The organism is Marinomonas foliarum (genome assembly GCF_016906065.1).
GTDB lineage: Bacteria > Pseudomonadota > Gammaproteobacteria > Pseudomonadales > Marinomonadaceae > Marinomonas > Marinomonas foliarum.
The window spans coordinates 1,979,774-2,005,291 of record NZ_CP070273.1 but is presented as its reverse complement, the minus strand read 5'-3'; the positions used below and the strand labels follow the sequence as shown (position 1 = coordinate 2,005,291).

Below are 25,518 nucleotides of genomic sequence, written 5' to 3'. Positions count from 1 at the left end.
TGTGTTTGGTTTTAGGTAAAGAAGTGTGAGCATTCACTTACCTTTTATTTCAATAATTATAGAAACTTAACAGTTCTAAGATTCATTTATGCTGATCGTTTAAAGCAATGATTTAGGCACTTAATGAATCACTCGGCAAAGACTGAGCCGATAAAATATCAGTAAGATTGTCTTCAATCCAGTCCGCCAAGCTGGCGACCCGAACAGACACTTCAAGCCCTAACTCCGTCAAACTGTATTCCACATGAGGCGGCACCACAGGGTAAGAGGTGCGTAAAACAAAGCCATCCGTTTCTAAGGCTTGAAGCGTCTGCGCGAGCATCTTTTCACTCACGCCAAGGATCTTACGGCGCAGTTCACTGAAGCGTTGAGTTTCACCATCTTTGAGCGCAAACAGCACTAAAACTCCCCAACGACTTGTCACGTGTTTCAAAATATCACGGGAAGGGCATTTGTCTGAAAACACATCGCCTTTTTCAAATAAGCGCGACATACCGTTCTGAGAGCCTTGTAAATTATTTTCCATACTTACCTTTTTGTACGTACTTACTAAAAGTTTGTTAGTGATATATTCTACTTCCATCAACTTAAAACTCAAAGGAGAATATTATGATTTTAGTTACTGGTGCATCCGGTCAACTTGGCCGTCTTGTTATTGATTCACTATTAGAAAAAACAGCAGCAAGCAACATTGTGGCAGCCGTTCGTAGCCCAGAAAAAGTTGCAGATTTGGCAGAAAAAGGCGTTCAGGTTCGTCAGGCAAACTACACAGACCAAGACTCTCTTGTTGCTGCAATGCAAGGTGTTAAAAAAGTACTGCTTATTTCTTCAAGCGAAGTAGGCCAACGTGCAGAGCAGCACCAAAACGTTATCAACGCAGCAAAGCAAGCTGACGTTGCTTTGATTGCTTACACCAGTATTCTAAAAGCGGATACATCTCCTCTAATCCTTGCGCAAGAACATGTAGCCACAGAAAAGATGCTGGCTGACTCTGGCGTACCTCATGTGCTACTTCGCAACGGCTGGTACTCAGAAAACTACACAATGAGTGTGGAAGCGGCTTTGGAACATGGTGTGGTGGGCTGTGCAGGCGACGGCAAACTTTCTACTGCATCACGTGCCGATTACGCAGAGGCCGCGGCAACAGTGCTGCTTCAAGACGGTCAGGCTGGCAAAGTCTATGAGCTTGCTGGCGACAATGCCTTCACCCTAAGTGAGTACGCGGAGGCCATTAGCAAAGTAACGGGCAAAACGGTCTCCTATCAAAACGTTCCAGAAGCCGAATACACCAAGATTCTAGTTGGCGTAGGCCTACCTGAAGGGTTCGCAGCTGTTCTTGCGGATTCAGAAGCTGGCGCTGCTAAGGGCGGTTTGTTAAGTGACAGCAAAGCATTATCTGCCTTGATTGGACGCCCAACCACATCTATTGAAGACAGCATCAAAGCGGCGTTGTAGGTCTATACCGCAAATTTTTCTATAAAAAAGCGGTTAGAGTGTTCACTCTAACCGCTTTTTTATTAAGCAGACTCAGACTTAATTAAACGTCTAGGTTCGCTACGTTTAAGGCGTTATCTTGGATAAAGTTACGACGAGGTTCAACTTCGTCACCCATCAAAGTAGTGAACATTTGGTCAGCGGCAACGGCGTCGTCGATGGTCACGCGAAGCATGCGACGAGCATCTGGGTCCATGGTGGTTTCCCAAAGTTGCTCAGGGTTCATCTCACCCAGACCTTTATAGCGCTGTACCGTCATACCGCGAGAGGCTTCTTTCATCAACCAGGCTTTCATGTCACTGATCGTTCTTACTGTTTCACGACGTTCGCCGCGTTGAATATAAGACTCTTCGCCGAACAATTCTTCCACTGTTTCGGACATAGCAACAATACGTTTGTACTCTGGTGAACTGAAGAAGGTTCCTTCGAAACGATAACGGTTAGACACACCGTGAGACATAATGTCGACTACAGGTAAATAAACCTTACGTTCTTCATCTTTTTCTACAGAGAAATCAAAACGGAAACCAGTACGAGCGTCTTGTGGCATTTGGCTACGGATGGCTTCAACCCATTCCATTACCGTTGCTTCGTTGGTCAAATCTTCTTGTGTCAGTGCTTTACAGTACAGAAGTTTGCCCATTACATCTCTTGGGTACACACGAGACAAACGCTCAACATCGGCTTCAATGTGAATGTAGTCACGCATCAATTTTGCCAGGTGCTCCCCTTGAATGCCTGGAGCATCTTCGTTGACGTGCATATGAGCGCCATCCAAAGCGACTTCGATCAAATGCTGATCCAATGCCGCTTCGTCTTTGATGTATTGCTCTTGCTTACCACGTTTGATTTTAAACAACGGTGGTTGGGCAATGAAAATGTGACCACGTTCGATGATTTCTGGCATTTGACGGAAAAAGAAAGTCAACAGCAGGGTACGAATGTGCGATCCATCGACGTCGGCATCGGTCATGATAACGATGCTGTGGTAACGCAATTTGTCGGCATTGAATTCGTCACGGCCGATACCACAACCCAATGCCGTAATCAGGGTGCCTACTTCAACAGACGCCAGCATTTTATCAAAACGGGCTTTTTCGACGTTCAAGATTTTACCTTTCAGAGGCAGAATGGCTTGTGTACGACGATCACGACCTTGTTTTGCCGAGCCACCTGCCGAGTCACCCTCCACTAGGTAGATTTCAGAAAGCGCTGGGTCTTTTTCCTGACAATCGGCCAATTTACCAGGTAAGCCAGCGATGTCTAGCGCACCTTTACGACGAGTCATATCACGAGCACGACGAGCAGCTTCACGGGCACGAGCCGCATCAATCATTTTGTTAACGATGATTTTGGCTTCACCAGGTTTCTCAAGTAAATACTCAGAAAAACGTTTCGCCATTTCTTGTTCTACGGCCGTTTTTACTTCAGAAGATACGAGCTTGTCTTTGGTCTGAGAAGAGAACTTCGGATCCGGCACTTTTACCGATACGATCGCAGTCAAACCTTCGCGGCTGTCATCGCCTGTCGTTGCGACTTTTTGCTTTTTCGCAAGACCTTCTTTTTCAATAAAGTTGTTCAACGTTCGCGTTAACGCACCACGGAAACCCGCAAGGTGAGTACCGCCATCGCGCTGAGGAATATTGTTAGTGTAACAATAGATGTTTTCTTGGAAGCCTTCGTTCCACTGCAATGCCACTTCAACAGCGATACCATCTTCTAGGTCATCACGTTGGCAAATAAAGTGAAAAATATCGTTGATTGGCGTTTTGTTGGTATTCAAATGCTCCACAAAAGAACGCAATCCGCCTTCGTAGTTAAAGAATTCCTCTTTACCAGAACGCTCGTCTTTTAATTTGATGGCAACGCCAGAGTTCAAGAATGACAATTCACGTAGGCGTTTGGCCAGGATGTCATAATAAAACAAGATGTTAGTAAAGGTATCAGCAGAAGGTTTGAAATGAACCGTAGTTCCTTTGCCGTCAGAGTCTCCGATAATGGCAAGAGGAGCTTGTGGTACACCATGCTTGTAATGTTGCTCGTAAACTTTGCCGTTCTTACGGATCGTCAAGGTTAGTTCTTCAGATAGGGCGTTTACAACCGAAACACCTACACCGTGAAGACCACCAGAAACTTTATATGAGTTATCGTCAAACTTACCACCAGCGTGAAGTACCGTCATGATAACTTCGGCAGCAGACACACCTTCTTCTTCGTGCATATCAACCGGAATACCACGGCCGTTATCAGACACGGAAATAGATTCATCAGGGTGAATCAAGACGGTAATCGTGTCACAGTGACCAGCAAGGGCTTCATCAATGGAGTTATCCACGACTTCAAATACCATGTGGTGCAAGCCTGTGCCATCGTCCGTATCGCCGATATACATTCCTGGGCGTTTACGTACGGCATCTAGCCCTTTGAGCACCTTGATACTGGACGCTTCGTAATTATTTTCACTCATTTAACTCTCCTGCAAACCTTTGCTCAATAAAGACAATTCGCCGTTATTCATAGCAAATTGACGAACGTCTGTTGTATCGGCCCACGTAAAATCCGTTGTATCAGGCTCGACACTGGTAATAAAAATTTGGCTGTTTAGTGACTCCAACAACTGACACAGTTTCTGTCTGTGGTTGGCGTCCAACTCTGCTGGCAAATCATCCACTAAAAATACCAGAGGGCGACCCATATCGATCAATAACTGTCCTTGAGCAATCTTCAGTGCAGAAACCACCAACTTTTGCTGGCCACGGGACAAGGTGTCTAACGCATCTCCCGTTGCAGTTTTCACACGTAAATCAGCTCGCTGGGGGCCTGTATGCGTATAACCAAGCTCAATATCTCGCTCGCGTCCCGCTTCCACAGCCATGGCTAAGTTTTTCTGTGCATCCCAGCCTTGAAAGAACTGAAGACTCACTGAAAGCTCTGTGGTTAAGAGCGATAAAACCTTCTCGAAATGTGGCGTTAGCTTTTCCACATAGTCTTTTCGAGATTGATTAACTTGCTCGCCCAGCCGGATCAATTCCTGATCAAATGCCGCTAATAAACTGTGGGATATTTTACCACGTCTGAGCAAGGTATTCCGCTGTTTTAATGCTTTTTGCCAGCCTCGCCACGCTTGAATGAAGTCTTTATCAAAATGAAAGGCTCCCCAGTCAATAAATTGGCGCCGAATGCTTGGTGATCCTTCTAATAATCGGAACGCATCGGGGTTAATCAGCTGTACAGGAAGACGTTCTGCCAGCTCAATAACCGACTGAGCGCGTTGTCCTTGAATACGCACATCAATCTGACCATCACGATAGCGTTGCAAGCCAACGGGCACTGGGCTGCCTTGATCTTGATGTAATTGGGCAAAGACAATACATGCTTCGTTTTCGTGCTGAATATAGGTTTTGTGCTTATGACTACGGAAGGATCGGCCAAAAGACAAAAGGTGAATAGCTTCTAAGACCGAGGTTTTACCGCTGCCATTTTTGCCAACGATCACATTCACTTGGGGCGAAGGTTCAAAGCGCACACTAGAAAGGTTGCGAACATGAGAGATGTCCAAACGCACCAGCGGCATAACTCTTAAACCTTAATTGGGGGGAGGGAAGACAGCCCTCCAAGCATTTGATTCTTTCAAACGCTTGGAGGGTGATAGGTCTATTCATCTAGCAGATAATTATAGACGCATCGGCATCACAACGTATTGTGCTGCGTGACTTTGAGCTTCTTCGATCAAGGCACTGCTGTTCGAGTCGTTTAAGGATAAACGTACTTCCTGAGAGTCTACGACACCCAATACGTCTAATAAATAACCCACGTTGAAGCCCACTTCCATATTGTCGCCTTGGTATTGCACCAATACGGATTCTTCAGCTTCTTCTTGCTCTGGGTTATTAGCAAAGACTTGCAACATGCCATTAGAAAGAATCAAACGCACGCCACGGTATTTCTCGTTAGAAAGAATCGATGCACGTAGGAATACTTGGCGTAATTCCAAACGATCTGCAATAACTATTTTTTCGTTGTTACGAGGAATAACACGATGATAATCAGGGAATTTGCCATCAACTAGCTTAGAAGTGAACACATAATCCGCGACTTTGGCACGAATATGGTTTGTGCCTATCGTTAGCTCAACCACTTCATCGGTATCGTTAAGCAAGCGGTTTAATTCCAGTACACCTTTGCGAGGTACGATAACTTGCGTCAGATCGCCACTTACTTGGGCGTCTTCAACAGCCGTTGCTAAACGGTGTCCATCGGTTGCTACTACACGTAATTGACCATCAGCCACTTCTAACAGCATGCCGTTAAGGTAATAACGCACATCTTGGTTCGCCATGGCAAAACCAGTACGGTCGATCAATCGACGTACGCTGTTTTGTGCGATAGACACAGACAAATCACCTTGCATATCTTGGATATTCGGGAATTCATCGGCTGGCAAAGTAGACAAGCTAAAACGTGAACGACCTGAGCGAATGACCGCTTTTTGATCGTCCAAAGTGAATTCAATCACAGCGCTGTCTGGTAAGCTTTTGCAAATATCCATTAGCTTGCGAGCAGGCACGGTAATACGGCCTTCTTCGCACTCATCTAATGGCACATGTCCAACTAACTCAACTTCTAAGTCAGAGCCAGTCAGTGTTAATACTTGGTCTTTCACTTCCACCAATACATTGGCCAAGACAGGCATAGTTTGCTTGCGCTCTACAACGCCTGCCACTAGTTGAAGTGGCTTAAGAAGTGTCTCGCGGACGACTGAAAATTTCATTATTTTCCTCGTAAACTCAAAGTCTTAGACCATCAGGTGGTCAGGATTCGCATCAATTGTTTATAGTCTTCACGGATATCCGAATCGGTGTCTTGCAGCTCTTTGATCTTACGAATCGCATGCAATGCAGTCGTATGATCTCGTCCACCAAACGCATCACCAATTTCTGGCAAACTGTGGTTGGTCAATTCTTTTGCTAATGACATCGCCACTTGACGAGGACGAGCCACTGAACGACTACGACGTTTGGACAACAGATCACTGATCTTAATTTTATAATATTCCGCGACAATTCGCTGGATATTATCAATGTTAACTAGCTTGTCTTGCAAGGCCAAAAGGTCTTTTAACGACTCACGCACAAAATCAGGCGTAATAGCGCGCCCAGTAAAATGCGAGTTAGCGATAACACGTTTTAGTGCACCTTCTAGCTCTCGCACGTTGGAGCGGATTTTCTGCGCAATAAAGAAAGCAGAATCGTAAGATAACTTGATGCCACTTTCATCTGCTTTACGCATCAAAATAGCCACACGAGTTTCTAATTCTGGAGGCTCGATAGCGACAGTTAAACCCCAGCCAAAACGCGATTTCAGGCGATCTTCCAGACCTTGAATTTCTTTAGGGTAGCGGTCACAGGTCAAAATCATCTGCTGTCCGCCTTCTAACAAGGCATTAAAAGTGTGGAAAAACTCTTCTTGGGTTCTGTCTTTACCGGCAAAAAATTGAATATCATCAATAAGTAAGGCATCCACAGAACGATAATAACGTTTAAAGTCGTTAATCGCGTTTAACTGCAAAGCCTTTACCATATCGGCAACAAAACGCTCGGAATGCAGGTAAACCACCTTAGCATTCGGATTGTGACGCATCATCTCAGTACCGACGGCTTGCATTAAGTGAGTTTTACCTAATCCAACCCCACCGTATATAAAGAGGGGGTTATAAGCACCGCCTGGATTTTCAGCAACTTGTAGGGCTGCGGCATGAGCCAGCTGGTTCGATTTACCCTCGATGAAGTTATCAAAGGTAAAAGAATTATTCAGGTTCGCGCCGTGGTTAATACCACCTTCAACTTGTACTTTACGTTTGGGCGCCGTTAACGGCAGTTGCCCCTGTTCATAAGGTTCAAGTTCACCGCGTAACCCTGTGCCAGACAAAGTTAATGGCGCTTCAAATTCGAGATCGGCATGTGGCGGCCCATCTTCTTCATCCATTAAACCAAAGCCAGGACGATAACCAGATTCTCTTGCGACTTCATTATTTAAAGGGCTGATAACCGGTTCGCTTGAAACTGGAGGCGGTGGCGGCGACATCTGATTCGTTTGAGCGAAGTTTTGAGCTTTAACTTCCAGCTTTAAAGCAGGAGCAAGGTCATCACCCGCAAATTCAGACAATAACTCTTTTATGCGCGTTTGATATTTGTTACTCACCCAATCCAACACGAATCGGTTTGGTGCGCTCAGGCGCAATTCTCCATTAGGCATCATTTCAGCCTGTAATGGACGAATCCAAGTGTTGAACTGAGATGTGGAAAACTCACCCTGCAAACGCTGCAGGCAAAGATTCCAATGCTCCAAAGACACTGTAAACGTACTCCCTGGTTGAGTGACAGACAAGAAGCGGATTTTACATCGGACAATAAAAGTTATCCACATATAAATGGAAAATAAGGCACACAACTCTATAAATTCAAAAATGTTAATAACACAAGAGGTTATACACATCGGTAGATAAAATATTTCTCGTGTGCATAAAGGAGATAGTTATACACATATTAACATTGGTTTATTTTTATGTTTTGCACAAGTAAGATATTTTTTATCTTTTTGATTTTTATACACAATAACTAATTAAAAAAACCTTCTGTGGATAAGATATCAAAATGATTTTTTCTTTATCCACCACTAAGGTAGAAGTCTGTGTGTAAGTGCTTAATGAATTGTGAAGCTATTTATTTAATAATTTTGCGCCTAGAAGCATTGAATTTACTGAGGAAAGGCTCTAAAATCCGCGCCCTGATTTGACCAATCAAATGTAGAGGCTTGGCGACCGCTAACCCTCAAAACTCAAACACTGCATTCAGTGAGAGAATTAAGATGAAAAGAACTTTCCAACCTAGCGTTCTAAAACGCAAACGCAACCACGGTTTCCGTGCTCGTATGGCTACTAAAAGCGGACGTCAAATCGTCGCTCGTCGTCGTGCTCGCGGACGCAAGGTTCTAAGCGCATAAGCACGCTAATGACCGACTATTGTTTTCCTCGGCATGTCAGACTTCTGAATGCCGGGGATTATCAATCTGTCTTTAACGACACCTCCTCCAAAGTCTTCGCAGGCGAATTCCTTTTATTGGCACGAAAACGAGATGATGACCAAGCTCGACTGGGTCTTATTGTGTCCAAAAAAACGGATAAACGCGCGGTAGGCAGGAATCGTATCAAACGCTTGGTGCGTGATTCCTTTCGTCACCACAAAATACCACTTTCAGGTCTTGATATTGTCTTCCTAGCAAGACAAGGTATCAAAGAGCTGGAAAATGCTGATTTGCACAAACGACTCGACAAAGCGTGGGATCAATTGGCAAAAAAAGCTCAAAAACCTGCTCAAAATAAAAAACGCGACCAAACTAGACAGAAATAGGCTGAAAAAACTGCCAAAGGCTGGTTTAATAGCGCGTGATTTTTATAAGGGTTCTGTGAACCTATTGTCCAACCAAACAAATTAGTTGAATACCATGGATTTCAGACGTTACTTTTTATGGGGTGCGCTTTTTATCAGTGGCTACCTACTGTTTTTACAGTGGAGCCAAGATTATGGTCCTCAGTCCACTCAAAGCGTAGCTCAAAGCACACAATCTCAATCTGAGATAAACTCTCAAATGAGCGATGATTTGCCGTCGGCAATTCAAAGCACAACCGAAGCCAATGCCGAAATCCCACAAAGTGTGACAAAAATCGCACCTGGGAAGTTGATTCAAGTCACAACCGATACCCTTCGTGTTGCGATCAATCCAGTCGGTGGTGATTTGGTTGAAGCCGCTCTTCTTCAATATAAAAAAGAATTAGGCAAGCCTGATCCATTTGTTATTTTAGAAGATGGCAGCGAGCGCACTTATGTGACTCAAAGTGGCCTAGTTGGACAAAATGGTCCAGACGCTTCTCCTGAAGGTCGTCCAGTTTACCAATCTGAAAAAACCGCTTATTCCTTAGCGGAAGGTGAAGATTCTCTTGATGTGAACCTTTACTACACAGATGCTCAAGGCGTGAAATATACAAAAACTTTCCGCTTTATGAAGGGTAAATACCGTATTCGTCAATTGATCACAGTAGACAACGCTTCATCTAATACATGGCGTGGTAATCTATTTGCTCAGATCAAACGTGATAATACGCCAGATCCAAGCCAAGCAACGAGCATGGGCCTACAGCCTTACCTTGGTGGTGCGATTTCTGACGAACAGACGAAATACAACAAGATCTCTTTCTCTGATATGAAAGAAGAGCCTGTTAAAACAACCACGACTCAAGGTTGGGTTGCGGTACTTCAGCACTATTTCGTGTCTGCTTGGGTTCCAGAGCAAGGTCAAAAAGTGACATTGCAAGCTCGTACTAATGGCGACTTCAACATCATTGGTTTCACTGGTACGCCAGTAGAAATTGCAGCAGGCAAACAAGGTACATTGAGCTCTACTTTCTATGTAGGTCCAAAATTACAAGACCACCTTGAAGAAACCGCTACAAACCTAGATTTGACCGTCGATTACGGCTGGTTATGGTGGTTGGCTAAACCACTATTCTGGTTGCTTACTCTAATTCAGTCATTCGTTATTAACTGGGGCATCGCGATTATCTTGGTTGTGGTCTGTGTAAAAGCAGTCTTTTTCAAGCTATCAGCAACAAGCTACCGTTCTATGGCGAAAATGCGTAAATTCGGCCCAGAAATTGCCAAACTGAAAGACCAGTATGGTGATGATCGTCAGAAGATGTCGCAAGAAATGATGGCGCTGTACAAGAAAGAAAAAATCAACCCTCTGGGTGGGTGCTTGCCAATCTTAGTACAAATGCCGGTTTTCCTTTCGTTATACTGGGTATTGATGGAATCTGTTGAATTGCGCCATGCGCCGTTCTTCCTGTGGATTCACGATTTATCAGTGATGGACCCATTCTTTATCCTGCCAATCTTGATGGGTATTAGTATGTTTGTTCAACAATCACTTAACCCTACGCCTCCAGATCCAATGCAAGCTCGAATCATGAAGATCATGCCAGTGGCATTCTCCATCTTCTTCTTGTGGTTCCCAGCTGGTTTGGTTCTATACTGGGTAACGAACAACACCTTATCCATATTGCAACAATATGTGATTACAAAACGCATCGAAAAAGAAGCCTGATACTAAATAGGCTTAGGTTTTGATTAAAAAGGCTTCCCATTGGGAGGCCTTTTTTACGTTTAGATTGCCTTGATCCCTCAGCTAACGGACAATGGCACCAACCTAGATACATTACTTTTATTGCACAGAGTTTGATTATGACTGATTTCCAATACGCCACAGACCAAGACACGATTGCCGCACAAGCCACTGCGCCTGGCCGAGGTGGCGTAGGGATCATTCGTTTATCTGGCCCCAAAAGCCTTGCCATTGCTCAGCAAATCGTGGGCTTTGAGCCTAAACCACGTTATGCCCATTACGTACCGTTCAGAACAACGAATCAAGAACAGCTTGATGAAGGCATCGCTTTATATTTCCCAGGACCAAACTCCTTTACTGGCGAAGACGTCTTTGAACTACAAGGTCACGGTGGTCCGGTCATTATGGACATGCTGCTTAGCCATTGTGTTGCTCTTGGGGCACGTTTAGCTCGTCCAGGCGAGTTTTCCGAACGCGCTTTTATGAACGATAAGATGGACTTAACCCAAGCCGAAGCCATTGCCGATTTGATCGACAGCACCTCGGAACAAGCCGCAAAATGCGCACTACGTTCCTTACAAGGTGCTTTTTCAAAACGCGTTGATGAACTGGTCGAAGCTTTAATTCATCTAAGAATATACGTGGAAGCGGCGATTGATTTTCCAGAAGAAGAAATCGACTTTATCGGTGACGGCAAAGTCGCAGCGGAACTGGCAGGCATTAAAAATAAGCTAATAGAAGTCCTCAAAGAAGCGAATCAAGGCGCCTTGATTCGTGAGGGCATGAGCGTGGTTATTGCAGGGCGTCCCAATGCCGGTAAATCTAGCTTATTGAACGCCTTATCTGGTAAAGAATCCGCCATTGTCACCAACATCGAAGGCACCACTCGTGATGTTTTGCGTGAACATATTCACCTAGATGGCATGCCGCTGCACATTATCGATACAGCAGGCTTACGCGACAGTCCAGACGAAGTAGAGCGCATTGGTATTCAGCGCGCATGGGACGAAATCAGCAAAGCCGATCGCATTCTTATGATGGTCGATAGCCAATCGATTGATTCAAAAGACCCAAGCGAAATATGGCCAGAATTTATGGAAAAACTTGGTGATACCAAACATCTAACTTTAGTGCGTAACAAAGTCGACTTAACCAAAGAAAGTACTGGCATAGAGATGATCTCAGGCGTCTCTGTGGTCTCTCTATCGGCAAAAACAGGTGAGGGCGTTAACGACTTAACTGAACACCTAAAAGCCGTTATGGGCTTCGACAGCACGACTGAAGGAGGCTTTATCGCTCGTCGTCGTCACATAGAAGCCCTCAACAAAGCCAACCGCTTTTTAGACGCAGGCTACGAGCAACTGCACGGCTACGGCGCAGGGGAGTTACTCGCAGAAGATTTAAAAGAAGCCCAGCAAGCATTAAGCGAAATAACCGGTGCTTTTACCAGCGATGACCTGCTAGGACGTATCTTCGGCTCGTTTTGTATTGGTAAGTAAAACCATGGTCACACCTCGCCCGTGATGGTGTCAGGATCATAGAGCTCTCTTGGTAGTCCCCCTTGTGCATCTTGGCGCAGTGTTCTGATGTCGCGCGCAGGGGGCGCGCCAAACAGCCGAGAATACTCTCGGCTAAATTGTGACAGGCTCTCATAACCAACCAATAAAGCGACAGCGGTGACACCACCCAGCTCAGTGAAGAGCATTCTGCGAGCTTCATATAATCTAATCTGCTTTTGATACTGAAGAGGTGACAAGCCAACCGTCGCCTTGAAGCGTCGATGAAAAGCCGACGGGCTCATATTCACTGTCGTCGCAAGTTCTTCCACTCGAAATGCCGTGGCATAGTGTTTGCGAATCCATGTAATAGCATTCCTAATTTGGAAAAAACGATCATCGATACCGGCTATTTGTCGTAATACTGCACCTTGCGGGCCGCGTAACATTCGATACAGGATCTCGCGTTCGATCAGAGGTGCAATTAAGTCAATATCTTGTGGATGATCGCTAAGGCGGACCATCCTGAACCATGCATCAGCAAGATCCTCACTCACTTGATCAATGCAAAAACCTCTCGTCTCTGACAGGCTCAAAGGGCTATCCATCTCGCACAAAAGCTCCGTGACTAAAGCTCGGTCAAGAGATAAGCGCAAAGCCAAATAGGGTGCGGCCGGGCTCGATTCGACCACTTCTGCAATCACCGGCAGTTCGACCGAGGTAATAAAACTTTGCCCTGCACGATAGTCGACGACTTGATCTCCGATAACAATTCTTTTGCTACCTTGCAGGATTAGGCTAATCAGGGGTTGATATATTTCAGGAAAAAGCTCGGTCGGTTGGCAAACCTTGAGAATGTCCAAACGAGGTATCTGAGTTTGGGTAAGCAAGGATGTCGCACGCTTTTCTACAAGCGATTTTAGTTTTTCAAGGGAATGATTCATACCACTCTTTCTAGCATGGCTTACATGGCGCATCAATAAATTAAGCAGGAATGTGCATTTTATAGATTGGAATAGACACGCGACAGTTTCACCACGCAGTTATAAATACCACTTCACGTCTTTCAGATAGGAAATACGCTATGCAAATTAAAAATTCAGTCGTGCTCATTACAGGGGCGTCATCCGGTATTGGTGAAGCGACAGCACGTGCCGTCGTTCAAGCTGGGGGCCGAGCTGTATTATTGGCAAGACGCCAAGATCGGCTCGACGATTTAGCAAGAGAGCTGGGAGAGGATGTTCTAGCCTTACCCTGCGACGTCACTAACTCTGCCGAGGCTCAAAAGGCAGTCCAAATAGCACAAAAGAAATATGGCCAAATCGATGTCTTAATCAACAATGCAGGACAAGGTCTATATGGCGCAATTGAAGACATCGGCATTGACGATTTTAGGCAACTGCTCAATCTAAACACGATCGCACCACTAATTATGATGCAAGCGGTCATCCCCCTGATGCGCAAACAAAGCGCTGGATGCATCATCAATGTGAGTTCAGGCGCGACCTTAGCAACGTACCCAGGTTCGGCGGCTTATACGAGTTCAAAGTCAGCCCTTAACATGATCTCAAAAGTGGCCCGGCTTGAACTAGCGGATGCTGGCATCACCGTATCCTTGATACATCCCTTCATGACAGCGACCGAGTTTTATGGCTCAGTAAAATCCGGCCTAAGCGCCTCAAAAGAACAAGAAGCAGGAGCCGTATCGATTGCTCAACCACCATCATTGTCCGCACAAATGATCATCAATCTAATAGGGACGGGCGATGAAGAGACGGATCTCGTTCCAAAAGAATACGGTGGAAGTTTCGAGGGCTAAAAGAATTTCGTAAATAGAAAAAATAGCGTATTCCACGCTCCAAGTTATTGGACTTAGAGCGTGTAAATGCCTTTTAACCCACGGTCATTTTGACTTTTGGATAGCGGACTTTTTTGCTTCTTGGGCTGGCGAGGAAGTAAGCGAGCGTCAGTGGCCCAAGGCGGCCGATGAACATCAAGAAGATAATGATGCCTTCTCCAGTGTTACTCAATGATCCGGTCAAGCCACGAGAAAGGCCAACCGTGCCCAATGCCGACACGGCTTCGAACACCACATCGATCATTTGCGCGTTTTTTTCACTCACCAACAATACGAATATAGCCAACCAAGTGACACCGATAGAAATCATACTCAAGGCCAGCGCTTTGCTGATCACTTCTTTAGGAATTTCGCGCTTAAACACGTTGACTTCGTCATCACGGCGCAGGTAAGCGTAGGTTGCTAAGACCAACAACATAAAAGTCACAACCTTGATGCCGCTGGCGGTACTCAAGGACCCACCACCAATGAACATCAGCACCAACATCAGTGATGTCGTCGCGTCTCTTAGTTCTTCAATAGCGAGAGTATTAAACCCAGCCGTACGCGGTGTCACTGCTTGAAACCAAGACGCCAGCCACTTGCCCGTTTCACTTAATGGACCAAGAGTATTCGGATTACTGTATTCAATAAAATAGATGGCAAGCAAGGCCACAAGGTTAATAACAATGGTGCCAGTAATCATCATTTTGCTGTAGGGCGAAAGTCTCGCCCAGCGGCGATTTTTCATCAAATCAATCCATACGGAAAAACCCAAACCACCGATGATGAACAAACCGCTAATAGTAAAATTCACGATAGGATCGGCCACGTAGGGCATCAAACTATCCGAGGAAAGCGCAAATCCGGCGTTATTAAAAGCGCTAATGGTGTAGAAGAAACCATGGAATAAACTGGTTTTCCAACCTAAGGTATCACTCCAGTGCAGCGCGAGAATTAGCATACCTATGACTTCGACAATCAAAGAAAACAGCAATACCGACTTGGCCGTAGAGACGATGCTAGAGGCGTCTGTTTGATTAAATGCTTCTATGGCTACCGTGCGCTGTAAAAAACCAATACGACCGCCCAGCGCGACGAGAGTGACAATAGCGAAGGTCATTAAGCCGTGACCGCCGCATTGGATCAAAAGCGCAATCACGACTTGCCCAAACGAAGTAAAAGCAGTGCCTGTGTCTTCGACAACTAAACCTGTCACTGTAACTGCAGACGTGGCAGTAAAGACACTGTGTAACCAAGAAATCGGTTGTGTGGTGGCAATCGGTAATTTAAGCAACAAGGTACCGATGATAATCAGTAATAAAAAACCACCACATAAAATCAAAGGTGGTGCCGCCATGATTTTTTTCGCCGCTTTTGGATGTCGCTCTATGGCGGCAACCGCTGGGTCCCAATTCACCATCTTAAGCCAACCTTGGCGCGATATGTTTTAGTTCACTGCGAGGGCCACACAGCAACAAGATGTCTTTCTCTTTTAGAACAAAGGCTTTATCTAAGTGCAAAAACGTCTCTTGCTCACGTTTAATCATCACAGCATCGACTTTGCCTTTTGTTGGGTCTAAAACATCCCCAAGAGGACGTCCGTTTAGCTGTGGTTTGATATGAATCTCCACCACGTATAAACCATGCCCAATAGACAAATAATCGTTCACCATTGGGTAATTCAGTGCCTGTGCAACACGCACACCCATTTCTTCTTCAGGATGAATAATTCGTGACACGCCAAGTTTAGAGACAATAGTATGATGGGCGCGGCTACTGGCTTTGACCCAGATTTCTTTCACACCAATCTTTTTCAGCGCCAAGATGCACAACAGGCTGGATTCCATGTCCTCACCAATGGCCACCAGCACAGCGTCGCTGTTAATTAGGTCGAGCTCTTTTAACGCGTTTTCGTCGGTGGAGTCACAAATCATCACTTGGGTGAAATCATCGACATACTTTTCCGCAATTTTCGAATCTCGGTCCACACCCGTTACCGTATGGCCCAAATAAATCAACTCCATGCTTGCTGCAATGCCAAAACGCCCTAAACCAATCACCGTAAAATGCGCCATATTGATTCCCTTTTATTTATGCCTTTTAAGAGCCTTTTGCTGAGTTAACGATCGGATAACAATCGATAACCCAAACCCGGTTCCGTTTTAATCACTCGCTGATCATTAGCATTATCTTTGAGCTTTTTTCGCAGCTGACTGACTAAAATCCGTAAATAGTGTGAGTCTCGGGTATGCGTCACGCCCCAAATTTTGGCCAATAATTCTTCTTGCATCACCAGTTTGTCTGGCGTGGTCATCAGCATGCGTAAAAAGGCGAATTCCTTCTTGGTTAACGCTAGAGGCTCGCCTTGAAACCACGCTTGGTTAGTACTGATTTCCAGCTTAATATCGTTTGTTTCTAAGAGGTCAGCAGGTAAGTGGGTATTCACTAAATCCCGTAATAAGACTTTCACTCGAACAATCAATTCGCGAATGCCGAAGGGTTTGCTTAGGTAATCATTTGCGCCCGCTTCAAGCAGCCGAATCTTTTCATCTTCTTCATCTCGAGCTGTCAGAATCAAAATAGGCGTGTTGCTGGTGGAACGCACAAAGTTAACCAAATCCATGCCATCGCCGTCAGGCAAGCCTAAATCCAAGATCAACAAATGCGGTGAATCTTGTTCAATTACGCGTTTTGCAGCTGCAATGGATTCCGCACCAAGATACTCAAAACCTTCTGCGGCTAATGAAATACGAATGAAGGTGTGGATTTGAGGCTCGTCATCGACCACCAAGATTTTATAAGAGGTCATGATGCACTACCTTTTTCGTTAATCGACGGCTCAGCGCACGCAGGCAAGCAGATACGAATCAAGCAGCCTTGCTCGACGGGAACAGATTGAATAGAACCATGGTGAGCCGCAATAATGCCTTTTGATACCGCCAAACCTAAGCCTGTGCCGCTGTCATTTCGCTTGAAAGAGTCGACAGAATAAAACAACTCAAAGACAGTCTCAGACTGGGCTGAACTAATGCCAACCCCTTGATCTCGTACCTCAATAACTACCTGAGGATGCTTATTATCTGTGTCTAATGTCTTTATCGAAATAGTGACAGTTTTATCTATTGGTGAATATCGCAAAGCATTATCGATAACATTAAAAACGGCCTGCTGAATAAGCGAAGTACTCACTAAAACCAGCGGCAGCTTATCGTCTAACTGCAGAATTAAACGAGATTTTTGCTCACTAAAACGATCCATAACAAGATGAATAATGGCAACAGCAGATTGCTCAGACATTCGTGGAACCACAACACCATGGTGCAGTTTTGTCGCTTGTAGCAGATTTTCAATGTATTGATGAAGACGATGACTTTCGATGGTAGCGCTGTCTAATAGCTCTTGCTTTTCCTGCTCCGAAAGTTTCTCCATGTATTCTTTTAGTGTGCTCAAGGTACCAATAATGGTCGACAGCGGTGTGCGCAAATCATGAGAAACCGACAATAAAATACTGTTACGAAGTTGCTCTTGTTTTAATTGGTTTTGCTGATATTGATATAACTCAGCCAGCTTACTGGTGATCACCGCCACTAGCAGAAACACCAGCAAATTCACCATGTCATCGCCATTAAACATCTCAAACGAATAACGCGGAACGGTAAACAGGAAGTTAAAACATAAGGCTTCAAGTACAGCCACGCCATAGACCCAACGGGAACGACAGGATAAAGCGACCACCACCACAGCCAGTTGCAAGATCAACAACACCGCAATATTTGACCCAAGCCAAATATCCAATCCATAGCTGATCAGCAAAGCCGAGCTCACAGCAAGCACAGCTAAATAATAAGAAGGGATAGTTGGTGTTTTCATTTTCATAGTGTCGCTTGTCAACGCCTTTTAAGTAAGGAAGGGCACAAGCAAGACTGTAGCAAAGGGCGGAGGTATTGGCGCGTAAAAAAACCGTAACGTTTTCATTCGCTATAAGATCAACTATCCAATCAAATCACCTGATTGGATAGTTTAGGTAATATTATCTAGTATCCGTCAATGAAGCAGAAATATAGTTATGAAGCCTTAACATTTACCAATACACGACCACGTACCTTGCCACCAAGTAGCTTATTAGCCGTTTCTACCACATCTTCCAAGCCAATTTCTTCGCTCATGCTGTCAAAATCTTCTGGCTGTAGCAGTTCGCTCAAACGTTGCCATGCTTCAATGCGGTCTTGTAATGGGCGCATGACACTGTCTATACCAATAAGCTTGATGCCTCGTAAGATGAAAGGTGCTACAGAAGCAGGGAAGTCCATGCCTTGTGCTAAGCCACAACAAGTCACCACACCGCCGTATTTGGTAGTGGCACAGGCATTAACTAAAGTGTGACTGCCAACACAGTCGATGACGCCAGCCCAACGCTCTTTTTGCAACGGCTTGCCCTGCTCAGACAGTGTATTCCGGTCGATGATGTCGCTCGCACCAAGGCTTTTCAAGTAGTCGCTTTCTCCCATTCGTCCTGTAGAAGCAACAACGTGATAGCCAAGACGGTTCAGTAGGCGAATCGCAAAACTGCCAACGCCACCGTTGGCGCCTGTCACTAGAATTTCGCCAGAATCCGCCGTAACACCTTGTTTTTCAAGAGCAAGTACCGACAACATCGCCGTATAACCCGCTGTACCTATTGCCATAGAGTGCTTAGCATCTATACCTTTTGGAAGAGGAATGAGCCACTCGCTTTTGAGTCGTGCTTTTTGAGCCAACCCACCCCAGTGCACTTCACCCACACCAAAACCATTCAATACAACAAAATCACCAACAGTGAAGCGTTCAGAATCACTTTGTAGCACTTTACCGACTAGATCTATTCCAGGCACCATAGGAAAAGAGCGCACAACGGGAGACTTACCAGTGATGGCTAAACCATCTTTGTAATTTAAGGTGCTGTAGTGAACTTCAACCAACACATCACCTTCAGGTAGCTGATCTTCCTTTAGCTCCACAACGGATGCTGTACTTTTTTTGTCTTCTTGCGTGATCAATAAACCTTTAAACATAAGTCCTCCAATTTTAGACCGATCGTCTATTTTTAGCTTATAAAAAGCCAAGTGGCTTCACTTGGCTATTGTTATTAGTCTGTTTTAATTTGAATTGCTTGGATAAAAAACGCCATGAACAAGCTTAGTGGTTGTGTGCTTTTGACTAATCTCGCCCGATGAACAGCACCTTCCCAGCCAATCCAGAATGCTTGAGAAATATCGTTAATATTGACTGTAAGATCAATTTCACCTTGTTTTTGACTTTCTAATAAACAGGTCGCCACTCTTATTTGCCAGCTTTGATAGGTTGCTTGCAGTTGCTCTCGAAACGTCTCAGAAAGCAGACTGGATTCTTGTTCTAAGTTACCCACTAAACAACCACGTTTAAATTCGTGCCGGACAATGCCGTCTTGGGCATCTTGGGCAAAGCGCTGTAATCGTTCTAGGGGAGAAAATGACTCGTCCAATAAGAAACCATCTAATTTTGCTTCAAAATAACGACGATAACGCGCTAAAACAGCCAAACCAAAGGCTTCTTTACTCGGAAAATAATGATAGAAAGACCCTTTTGGCACTCCGATCGATTTTAAAATCGGATCAATGCCGCTGCGAATAAAGCCAGATTCCGTCAATATTTGCATTCCAGCGCGTAATAAAGCGTCGCGTGTATCTAAAGCGTCTACTGACGTTTTTTTTGGCCGCCCTCGACGAGGCTTAATAGGGAGGTTAGTGGCTGGATTGGATTCCGAGTGCAATGTCTAATACCTAAGCAATAAAATGGTTGTCCATTAATTTAGACCACTCGTCTATTTAATTCAAGTAAGTTAGTTCAAGCAAGCGAATTCAAGAAAAGGCTAAAAGTCTCATATTACGGTGTCTTCCCTTAATTTGTCTTTTGTCGGCGGCGCGCCAAAATAGCGTTTGTAGTCCCGACTAAACTGATGAACGCTTTTATAACCAACTTCTAGAGAAATTTGACTGACATTCAGGTGACCTTGACTTAACAGCATTTGTGCTTTCAATAGACGTAAACGCTTCAGGTACTGTAATGGAGACGATCCTGCGATGTTTTTAAAATGATGGTGGAAGCTTGAAACGCTCATGTTGGCATCTTCTGCAAGCTGTTCCACACGGACTTCTTGATCCAGCTGCTGATGCAGTTGTTTGAGGGAATTCACTATCAGCGAAAAGCGTCCTTGATTAAGCACCAAGGCACGTAACGCATCGCCTTGTGAACTTTGTAAAGCTTCAAAAATAACTTCTCGAACCCGACTCTGTCCCATGATTTTTGCGGTATATGGATCATGTAAGGCTTTGATAAGACGAGAGACAGATTCAATCATATCATCACTCATTGGGACGGATGACATGGAAAAGTTAGATACAGATGGATTTGATGTATATTCAGAAGAAACAGAAACCAGCTCGGATAACACAACAGGATCGATATCAATAGAGATCCCCAAAAGCGGTTCTTGTTGGCTGGCAAAGGTTTCACATTCGAAAGGCAAGGGTAAAGTTTGCACCAAGTAGTGACTAGAGTTGTAGTGAATTTCACGATCGCCTAAATAGCCAATTTTACGACCTTGAACAATAATGGTAAGTCCAGGCCGATAAATAAGCGGCATTCTAGGCAAAGATTTTTCACACTTCATTAAACGAACATTGGCAATCAAGGTATCGCAGAAACCATCTTCTCTCACCAGAGGTTTGATCAAATCTACTAAATTTCTATCGCTCATATTTGATCCATCTATCTATAAAAATCAATGAAGTTATTATCCATACAAGATTGTGTAGGAAAAGTTATGTTTTAACTATTTAGAGGAATAGGCAAAACAATAGCAAGAATGCACAACACAAAACACCAAAGCTTACTCTACACTAGGTAACACATATTTCATGTTCCAACACTGGAGTAACTATTTATGAGCCAAGCAAAATCTTATGCTGCACTCTCTGCAACAACCCCTTTAGCACCCTTTTCATTTGAACGTCGCGCACTTCGTGAAGACGATGTAAATATCGACATTCTTTATTGTGGTGTTTGTCACTCTGATATTCATACGGCAGAAAGTGATTGGGGACCAAGTAATTACCCAATCGTTCCTGGCCATGAAATTGTCGGTAAAGTCACCGAAGTTGGCAGTAAAGTATCCAAATATAAGATTGGCGACATTGTCGGTGTAGGTTGTATGGTCGACTCTTGTCAGCATTGCTCCCATTGCGCCGCGGACTTAGAGCAATATTGCGATAATGGTCCAGTCGGAACCTATGGTGCTCACGATCTAATTGACGGTACCTTAACCTATGGCGGTTATTCAGATCACATCGTAGTGCGTGAAAAGTTCGTCTTATCTATTCCTCAGACTTTAGAACTGAGTAAAGCCGCTCCTTTATTGTGTGCTGGTATCACAACGTATTCTCCACTGCGTCATCACGGCATTAAAGCAGGCGATAAAGTCGGTGTTTTAGGAATGGGCGGTTTAGGCCACATGGGAGTGAAGTTTGCTAAAGCCTTTGGTGCAGAAGTGACTATTTTCACTCGTTCAGAAAGCAAAATTGCAGAAGCGAAAAAACAAGGCGCAGATCATGTGATCGTTTCAACTGACGAAGCACAAATGAAAGCGGCCACAATGACGTTCGATTATTTATTAGATACTATTCCCGTTCAACATGATTTGAACCCGTACCTAGGTTGCTTAAAAGTCGATGGCACGCACATTTTAGTCGGTCTTATCGAACCAATGGAACCTGCGGTTCATGCGGCCAACTTGGTGATAAAACGTCGTGTACTCACTGGCTCCTTGATTGGCGGTATTGCAGAAACACAAGAAATGTTGGACTTCTGTGCAGAACATAACATTGAATGTGATGCTGAGATGATCAATATCCAGGATATCAACCAAGCTTATCAGCGCATGAAAAAAGGCGATGTGAAATACCGCTTTATAATTGATATGAAAAGTTTGAAAGAAGAAGCTTAACCTCGCTTTATAGCTTCTTACCTTAATAAAGCGCCTTTGATTGGCGCTTTTTTTTTGCTCTATTTTCTATCGCGGTCCAGTTTAATAACTAAAAAACGCAACAGGGCGAGGGCGCTAAGGCCTGTAATCAACTCGTTTTCTTCTTAACCTCGTCGCCACTGCACAAGAAACTTCTCTTCATTGTTTCATTGAATGCCGATATCGCTTTTGATAATTCAATACAAGCCACTCTCTCAAATATAGCCTCATCCTCATTTGTCGCTTTATACAGCGAAGATGATCATAAAGGCAAAATAGTTACTCACAGGTAGATTTTTTCAAGATTGTCTTTCTTTCTCCACAATGGCTCGAACATCAACAAAAAGCAGGATCTAAGGTAATTATTCACACTGGCTATCTAGAAAAAAATAAAATTTTTTATTTTTTTTCTTGTGGATTATTTTTTTTAGAAAAAGGGCTTTTTTTGTGGAGAAAAACATAAAAAAACATAATAAACAACAACTTAAAGTATTCAAGAAACAAAAAACAGCTTGTTGATAAGTATGGTGATAGCTTGATAGGAAGTTTTGCACAGTTTTTAACAACTTGGACCTTAAAAATCGACTCTGTATAAGTCCCTATTTTATACACAGGTTTAGGTTATCCACACCACAAGATAACCCGCCCTGTCTTAACAAGATGTTATCTTTATAAACACTTAATAAGTATGGATTTTTTATCTTTATGCACAGAAATTAGCTTGCTATATAAACATAACAAACATAAAAGACCTTATATACTTACTTAAATATATTAATATTGATGACCGGGTTAAGAGAGTTTCGATCTCTTTCTTTTTGGAAATTAGCCTATATACTAAGCGGCCTCAATCGATGATTGATCGTTTTTTATTCATTTTATTTAGTAATACCGAGGTTCCTGTGGATTTCCCAAGTCGCTTTGATGTGATTGTGGTTGGTGGCGGACACGCTGGTACAGAAGCAGCTTTAGCAGCAGCTCGTATGGGCGTTAAAACTTTGTTACTTTCTCACAACATTGAAACTTTAGGACAAATGTCCTGTAACCCCGCCATTGGTGGCATAGGGAAGTCCCATCTGGTTAAAGAAATAGACGCTTTAGACGGCGCTATGGCATTAGCAACAGATCAAGCGGGGATTCAGTTTCGTACTTTGAACTCTCGTAAAGGACCTGCTGTTCGAGCCACACGAGCTCAAGCTGATCGCATTTTATATAAAGCGGCTATTCGTCATAAGTTAGAAAACCAAGAAAACTTATGGCTTTTTCAACAATCGGCTGAAGATCTGATTGTTGAAGATGGTGCTGCTCGTGGTGTGATTACTCAAACAGGTATTCGCTTTAATAGTAAAACCGTTGTTTTAACGGCCGGTACCTTTTTAGGTGGCATTATCCATATTGGCTTACAAAACCACTCAGGTGGTCGTGCCGGTGATCCGCCATCCATAGGTTTAGCGCAAAAGCTTCGTGCTTTGCCATTTCGCGTTGATCGCTTAAAAACGGGAACGCCACCTCGTATTGACGCACGTACTGTCGATTTTTCTCTGATGCAAGCACAACCTGGCGATGATATTGATCCAGTTATGTCATACATGGGCAATCGCGCAATGCACCCTCGTCAAGTTGAATGTTTTATCACTCATACCAATGAACAGACTCACGATATAATTCGTGCCGGTATGGATCGTTCACCAATGTATTCTGGCGTTATTGAAGGTATTGGGCCTCGTTACTGTCCTTCTATTGAAGACAAAATTGTACGTTTTGCCGATAAGAACTCCCATCAAATCTTTATCGAGCCAGAAGGTTTAACGACGCACGAACTGTATCCGAATGGAATTTCGACGTCTTTACCGTTTGATGTACAGATTGAGCTAGTACGTTCTATGAAAGGCATGGAAAATGCCCATATTACTCGTCCTGGTTATGCTATTGAGTACGATTATTTTAATCCTCAGGATTTAAAATATTCTTTAGAAACCAAACACATGCCAGGTTTGTTCTTTGCAGGACAAATCAATGGAACAACAGGTTATGAAGAAGCTGGTGCGCAAGGCTTACTGGCTGGTCTAAATGCGGCTTTGCTTGCACAAGACAAAGATGCTTGGACACCTAGACGAGATGAAGCTTATTTAGGTGTACTGGTTGATGATTTGATCAGTATGGGGACAAAAGAACCCTATCGCATGTTTACTAGTCGTGCAGAATATCGTTTGATCTTGCGTGAAGACAATGCTGACATGCGTTTGACTGAAAAAGGCCGTGAACTTGGTTTGGTTTCTGATGAGCGTTGGGCTGCCTTCTGCAAAAAACGTGAAGCAATAGAAGTAGAAACGCAACGTCTTAAATCGAGTTGGATTGTGCCAAATACGCCTGAAGCGGAAAGTATTAATCCAAAGCTTGAGACGCCAATTACTCATGAGTACAGCTTGTTAGATTTGCTTAAACGTCCGAACATTGTGTATTCCGATGTGGCGAATTTGAAAAATGCTCTTGATGAGCCTGTGGACGAACAAGTTTCTGAGCAAGTACAAATTGCTGTGAAATACGCGGGCTACATTTCTCGTCAAGCCGAAGATATTGAGCGTCTACGTCGTCAAGAAAATACCGAGCTACCTGAAGATTTGGATTATACCAAGATGGAAGGTCTTTCGAATGAGATCAAGCAAAAGCTGACTCAACAGCGCCCTGCAACGCTTGCGGCAGCATCTCGAATCCAAGGTGTGACGCCAGCTGCAGTATCCTTACTATTAATTCACTTGAAAAAACGTGCGATTGCGCGCAAAAGTGCCTAGAATCATCAGCCGATAATCCTTAATTGCTATCTCTATAGAAATGGATCGACTGTGACACATTTTGACACTATTCAAAAAGGCGCCCAACAAATGGGCGCTGTTCTATCTGATGAAACCATTCAGACACTTGTAAAATACTTAGCCATGCTCGAAAAGTGGAATAAGGCTTACAACCTAACTGCTATTCGTGATGTTGAGCAAATGATCACATTACACTTGTTAGACAGTTTGGCGACATTACCTTTTATCACCGGTGAAAATATTATAGATGTCGGCACTGGACCGGGTTTACCTGGTATGGTGCTTGCTATATGTTATCCAGATAAACAATTTACGTTATTAGACAGTAATGGCAAAAAAACACGCTTCTTAACACAAGTTAAGATGGAGTTAGGTACTCATAACGTAACCGTAGCCAATGAACGTGTTGAAAAGCATGCTTTTCAAGGCACTTACGATCATGTTATTTCAAGAGCTTTTGCCTCTTTAGAAGATATGATTAATTGGACGTTGCCGCTTCCGAAAGACTCGGGTAACTTTTTGGCAATGAAGGGTGTTTATCCTAGCGAAGAAATAGCGACACTGCCCAAAGGCGTTGATGTAGTGTCTGTAGAACCTCTAAATGTGCCAAATGTTCAGGCGGAGCGTCACATGGTTGTGATGACGCGTAAAGGATAAAGC

Annotated in this window: 22 protein-coding genes; 9 read left to right on the top strand and 13 right to left on the bottom strand. The window is 44.0% G+C overall.

Annotated features, from left to right (window positions below; genetic code table 11):
- Positions 1-112: 112 nt before the first annotated feature.
- Positions 113-526: a winged helix-turn-helix transcriptional regulator gene (locus JSY38_RS09285; RefSeq protein WP_205113023.1), complete on the bottom strand. Its 414-nt coding sequence runs from the start codon at positions 524-526 to the stop codon at positions 113-115.
- An 83-nt stretch (positions 527-609) separates the two neighbouring features.
- On the opposite strand from JSY38_RS09285, the gene JSY38_RS09280 reads away from it, so the two are divergent.
- A complete protein-coding gene (locus JSY38_RS09280) occupies positions 610-1,455 on the top strand; it encodes an SDR family oxidoreductase (RefSeq protein ID WP_205113022.1) in 846 nt (281 codons plus the stop codon).
- Between the two features lie 82 nt (positions 1,456-1,537).
- On the opposite strand, the gene gyrB is transcribed toward JSY38_RS09280, so the two are convergent.
- The 4 genes from gyrB to dnaA all read right to left on the bottom strand — a co-directional run bounded on the left by gyrB (position 1,538) and on the right by dnaA (position 7,848).
- Positions 1,538-3,961 (bottom strand): DNA topoisomerase (ATP-hydrolyzing) subunit B, encoded by a 2,424-nt coding sequence (gyrB, locus tag JSY38_RS09275; RefSeq protein ID WP_205113021.1) that lies wholly within the window; start codon positions 3,959-3,961, stop codon positions 1,538-1,540.
- Positions 3,962-5,068, bottom strand: a complete 1,107-nt coding sequence (recF, locus tag JSY38_RS09270) for a DNA replication/repair protein RecF (RefSeq protein ID WP_114410491.1) — start codon at positions 5,066-5,068, stop codon at positions 3,962-3,964. It abuts the gene before it with no gap.
- Positions 5,069-5,167: 99 nt separating this feature from the next.
- A complete protein-coding gene (gene dnaN / locus JSY38_RS09265) occupies positions 5,168-6,265 on the bottom strand; it encodes a DNA polymerase III subunit beta (protein WP_114410490.1) in 1,098 nt (365 codons plus the stop codon).
- Between the two features lie 32 nt (positions 6,266-6,297).
- The gene (gene dnaA / locus JSY38_RS09260) at positions 6,298-7,848 is read right to left on the bottom strand and encodes a chromosomal replication initiator protein DnaA (RefSeq protein WP_114410489.1); all 1,551 of its coding nucleotides are present in this window, start codon (positions 7,846-7,848) and stop codon (positions 6,298-6,300) included.
- A 513-nt stretch (positions 7,849-8,361) separates the two neighbouring features.
- Between dnaA and rpmH the strand changes: the two genes are divergently transcribed.
- The 4 genes from rpmH to mnmE all read left to right on the top strand — a co-directional run bounded on the left by rpmH (position 8,362) and on the right by mnmE (position 12,170).
- Positions 8,362-8,496 carry a 50S ribosomal protein L34 gene (gene rpmH, locus JSY38_RS09255; RefSeq protein WP_084035504.1) on the top strand — a complete coding sequence of 45 codons (135 nt, stop codon included), beginning with the start codon at positions 8,362-8,364 and terminating at the stop codon, positions 8,494-8,496.
- Positions 8,497-8,504: 8 nt separating this feature from the next.
- Positions 8,505-8,903 (top strand): ribonuclease P protein component, encoded by a 399-nt coding sequence (gene rnpA, locus JSY38_RS09250; protein WP_114410488.1) that lies wholly within the window; start codon positions 8,505-8,507, stop codon positions 8,901-8,903.
- A gap of 94 nt (positions 8,904-8,997) precedes the next feature.
- The gene (yidC, locus tag JSY38_RS09245; protein ID WP_114410487.1) at positions 8,998-10,653 is read left to right on the top strand and encodes a membrane protein insertase YidC; all 1,656 of its coding nucleotides are present in this window, start codon (positions 8,998-9,000) and stop codon (positions 10,651-10,653) included.
- Positions 10,654-10,790: 137 nt separating this feature from the next.
- On the top strand, positions 10,791-12,170 hold the full coding sequence (gene mnmE / locus JSY38_RS09240; RefSeq protein WP_205116605.1) for a tRNA uridine-5-carboxymethylaminomethyl(34) synthesis GTPase MnmE: 1,380 nt from the start codon (positions 10,791-10,793) through the stop codon (positions 12,168-12,170).
- 8 nt (positions 12,171-12,178) lie between these two features.
- Here mnmE and JSY38_RS09235 read toward each other — a convergent pair whose 3' ends face one another.
- The gene (locus JSY38_RS09235; protein ID WP_239544484.1) at positions 12,179-13,111 is read right to left on the bottom strand and encodes an AraC family transcriptional regulator; all 933 of its coding nucleotides are present in this window, start codon (positions 13,109-13,111) and stop codon (positions 12,179-12,181) included.
- Between the two features lie 140 nt (positions 13,112-13,251).
- Here JSY38_RS09235 and JSY38_RS09230 point away from each other — a divergent pair, with 140 nt between their 5' ends.
- Positions 13,252-13,986, top strand: a complete 735-nt coding sequence (locus JSY38_RS09230; RefSeq protein WP_205116601.1) for an SDR family oxidoreductase — start codon at positions 13,252-13,254, stop codon at positions 13,984-13,986.
- A gap of 73 nt (positions 13,987-14,059) precedes the next feature.
- Here the strand turns inward: JSY38_RS09230 and JSY38_RS09225 are convergent, their stop codons facing one another.
- From JSY38_RS09225 to JSY38_RS09195, 7 genes are all read right to left on the bottom strand, one after another.
- A complete protein-coding gene (locus JSY38_RS09225; protein WP_205116599.1) occupies positions 14,060-15,427 on the bottom strand; it encodes a TrkH family potassium uptake protein in 1,368 nt (455 codons plus the stop codon).
- Position 15,428: 1 nt separating this feature from the next.
- On the bottom strand, positions 15,429-16,082 hold the full coding sequence (locus tag JSY38_RS09220; protein WP_205116598.1) for a potassium channel family protein: 654 nt from the start codon (positions 16,080-16,082) through the stop codon (positions 15,429-15,431).
- A gap of 44 nt (positions 16,083-16,126) precedes the next feature.
- Complete coding sequence (locus JSY38_RS09215) at positions 16,127-16,816, bottom strand: response regulator (RefSeq protein ID WP_205116596.1); 690 nt, start codon at positions 16,814-16,816, stop codon at positions 16,127-16,129.
- Positions 16,813-17,883, bottom strand: a complete 1,071-nt coding sequence (locus JSY38_RS09210; RefSeq protein WP_205116589.1) for a sensor histidine kinase — start codon at positions 17,881-17,883, stop codon at positions 16,813-16,815. The genes JSY38_RS09215 and JSY38_RS09210 overlap by 4 nt, the downstream gene beginning before the upstream one ends.
- A 188-nt stretch (positions 17,884-18,071) precedes the next feature.
- On the bottom strand, positions 18,072-19,058 hold the full coding sequence (gene acuI, locus JSY38_RS09205) for an acrylyl-CoA reductase (NADPH) (RefSeq protein ID WP_205116587.1): 987 nt from the start codon (positions 19,056-19,058) through the stop codon (positions 18,072-18,074).
- 74 nt (positions 19,059-19,132) lie between these two features.
- Entirely contained in the window at positions 19,133-19,795 is a 663-nt protein-coding gene (acuR, locus tag JSY38_RS09200) for an acrylate utilization transcriptional regulator AcuR (protein WP_205116585.1), read from the bottom strand.
- 108 nt (positions 19,796-19,903) lie between these two features.
- Positions 19,904-20,782, bottom strand: coding sequence for an AraC family transcriptional regulator (locus JSY38_RS09195; protein ID WP_205116583.1), 879 nt, complete (start codon positions 20,780-20,782; stop codon positions 19,904-19,906).
- Between the two features lie 186 nt (positions 20,783-20,968).
- On the opposite strand from JSY38_RS09195, the gene JSY38_RS09190 reads away from it, so the two are divergent.
- From JSY38_RS09190 to rsmG, 3 genes are all read left to right on the top strand, one after another.
- Complete coding sequence (locus JSY38_RS09190) at positions 20,969-22,027, top strand: NAD(P)-dependent alcohol dehydrogenase (RefSeq protein ID WP_205116581.1); 1,059 nt, start codon at positions 20,969-20,971, stop codon at positions 22,025-22,027.
- A gap of 920 nt (positions 22,028-22,947) precedes the next feature.
- Positions 22,948-24,837: a tRNA uridine-5-carboxymethylaminomethyl(34) synthesis enzyme MnmG gene (gene mnmG, locus JSY38_RS09185; protein ID WP_205116733.1), complete on the top strand. Its 1,890-nt coding sequence runs from the start codon at positions 22,948-22,950 to the stop codon at positions 24,835-24,837.
- A 51-nt stretch (positions 24,838-24,888) separates the two neighbouring features.
- Positions 24,889-25,515 carry a 16S rRNA (guanine(527)-N(7))-methyltransferase RsmG gene (gene rsmG, locus JSY38_RS09180; RefSeq protein WP_114410482.1) on the top strand — a complete coding sequence of 209 codons (627 nt, stop codon included), beginning with the start codon at positions 24,889-24,891 and terminating at the stop codon, positions 25,513-25,515.
- Positions 25,516-25,518 lie beyond the last annotated feature (3 nt).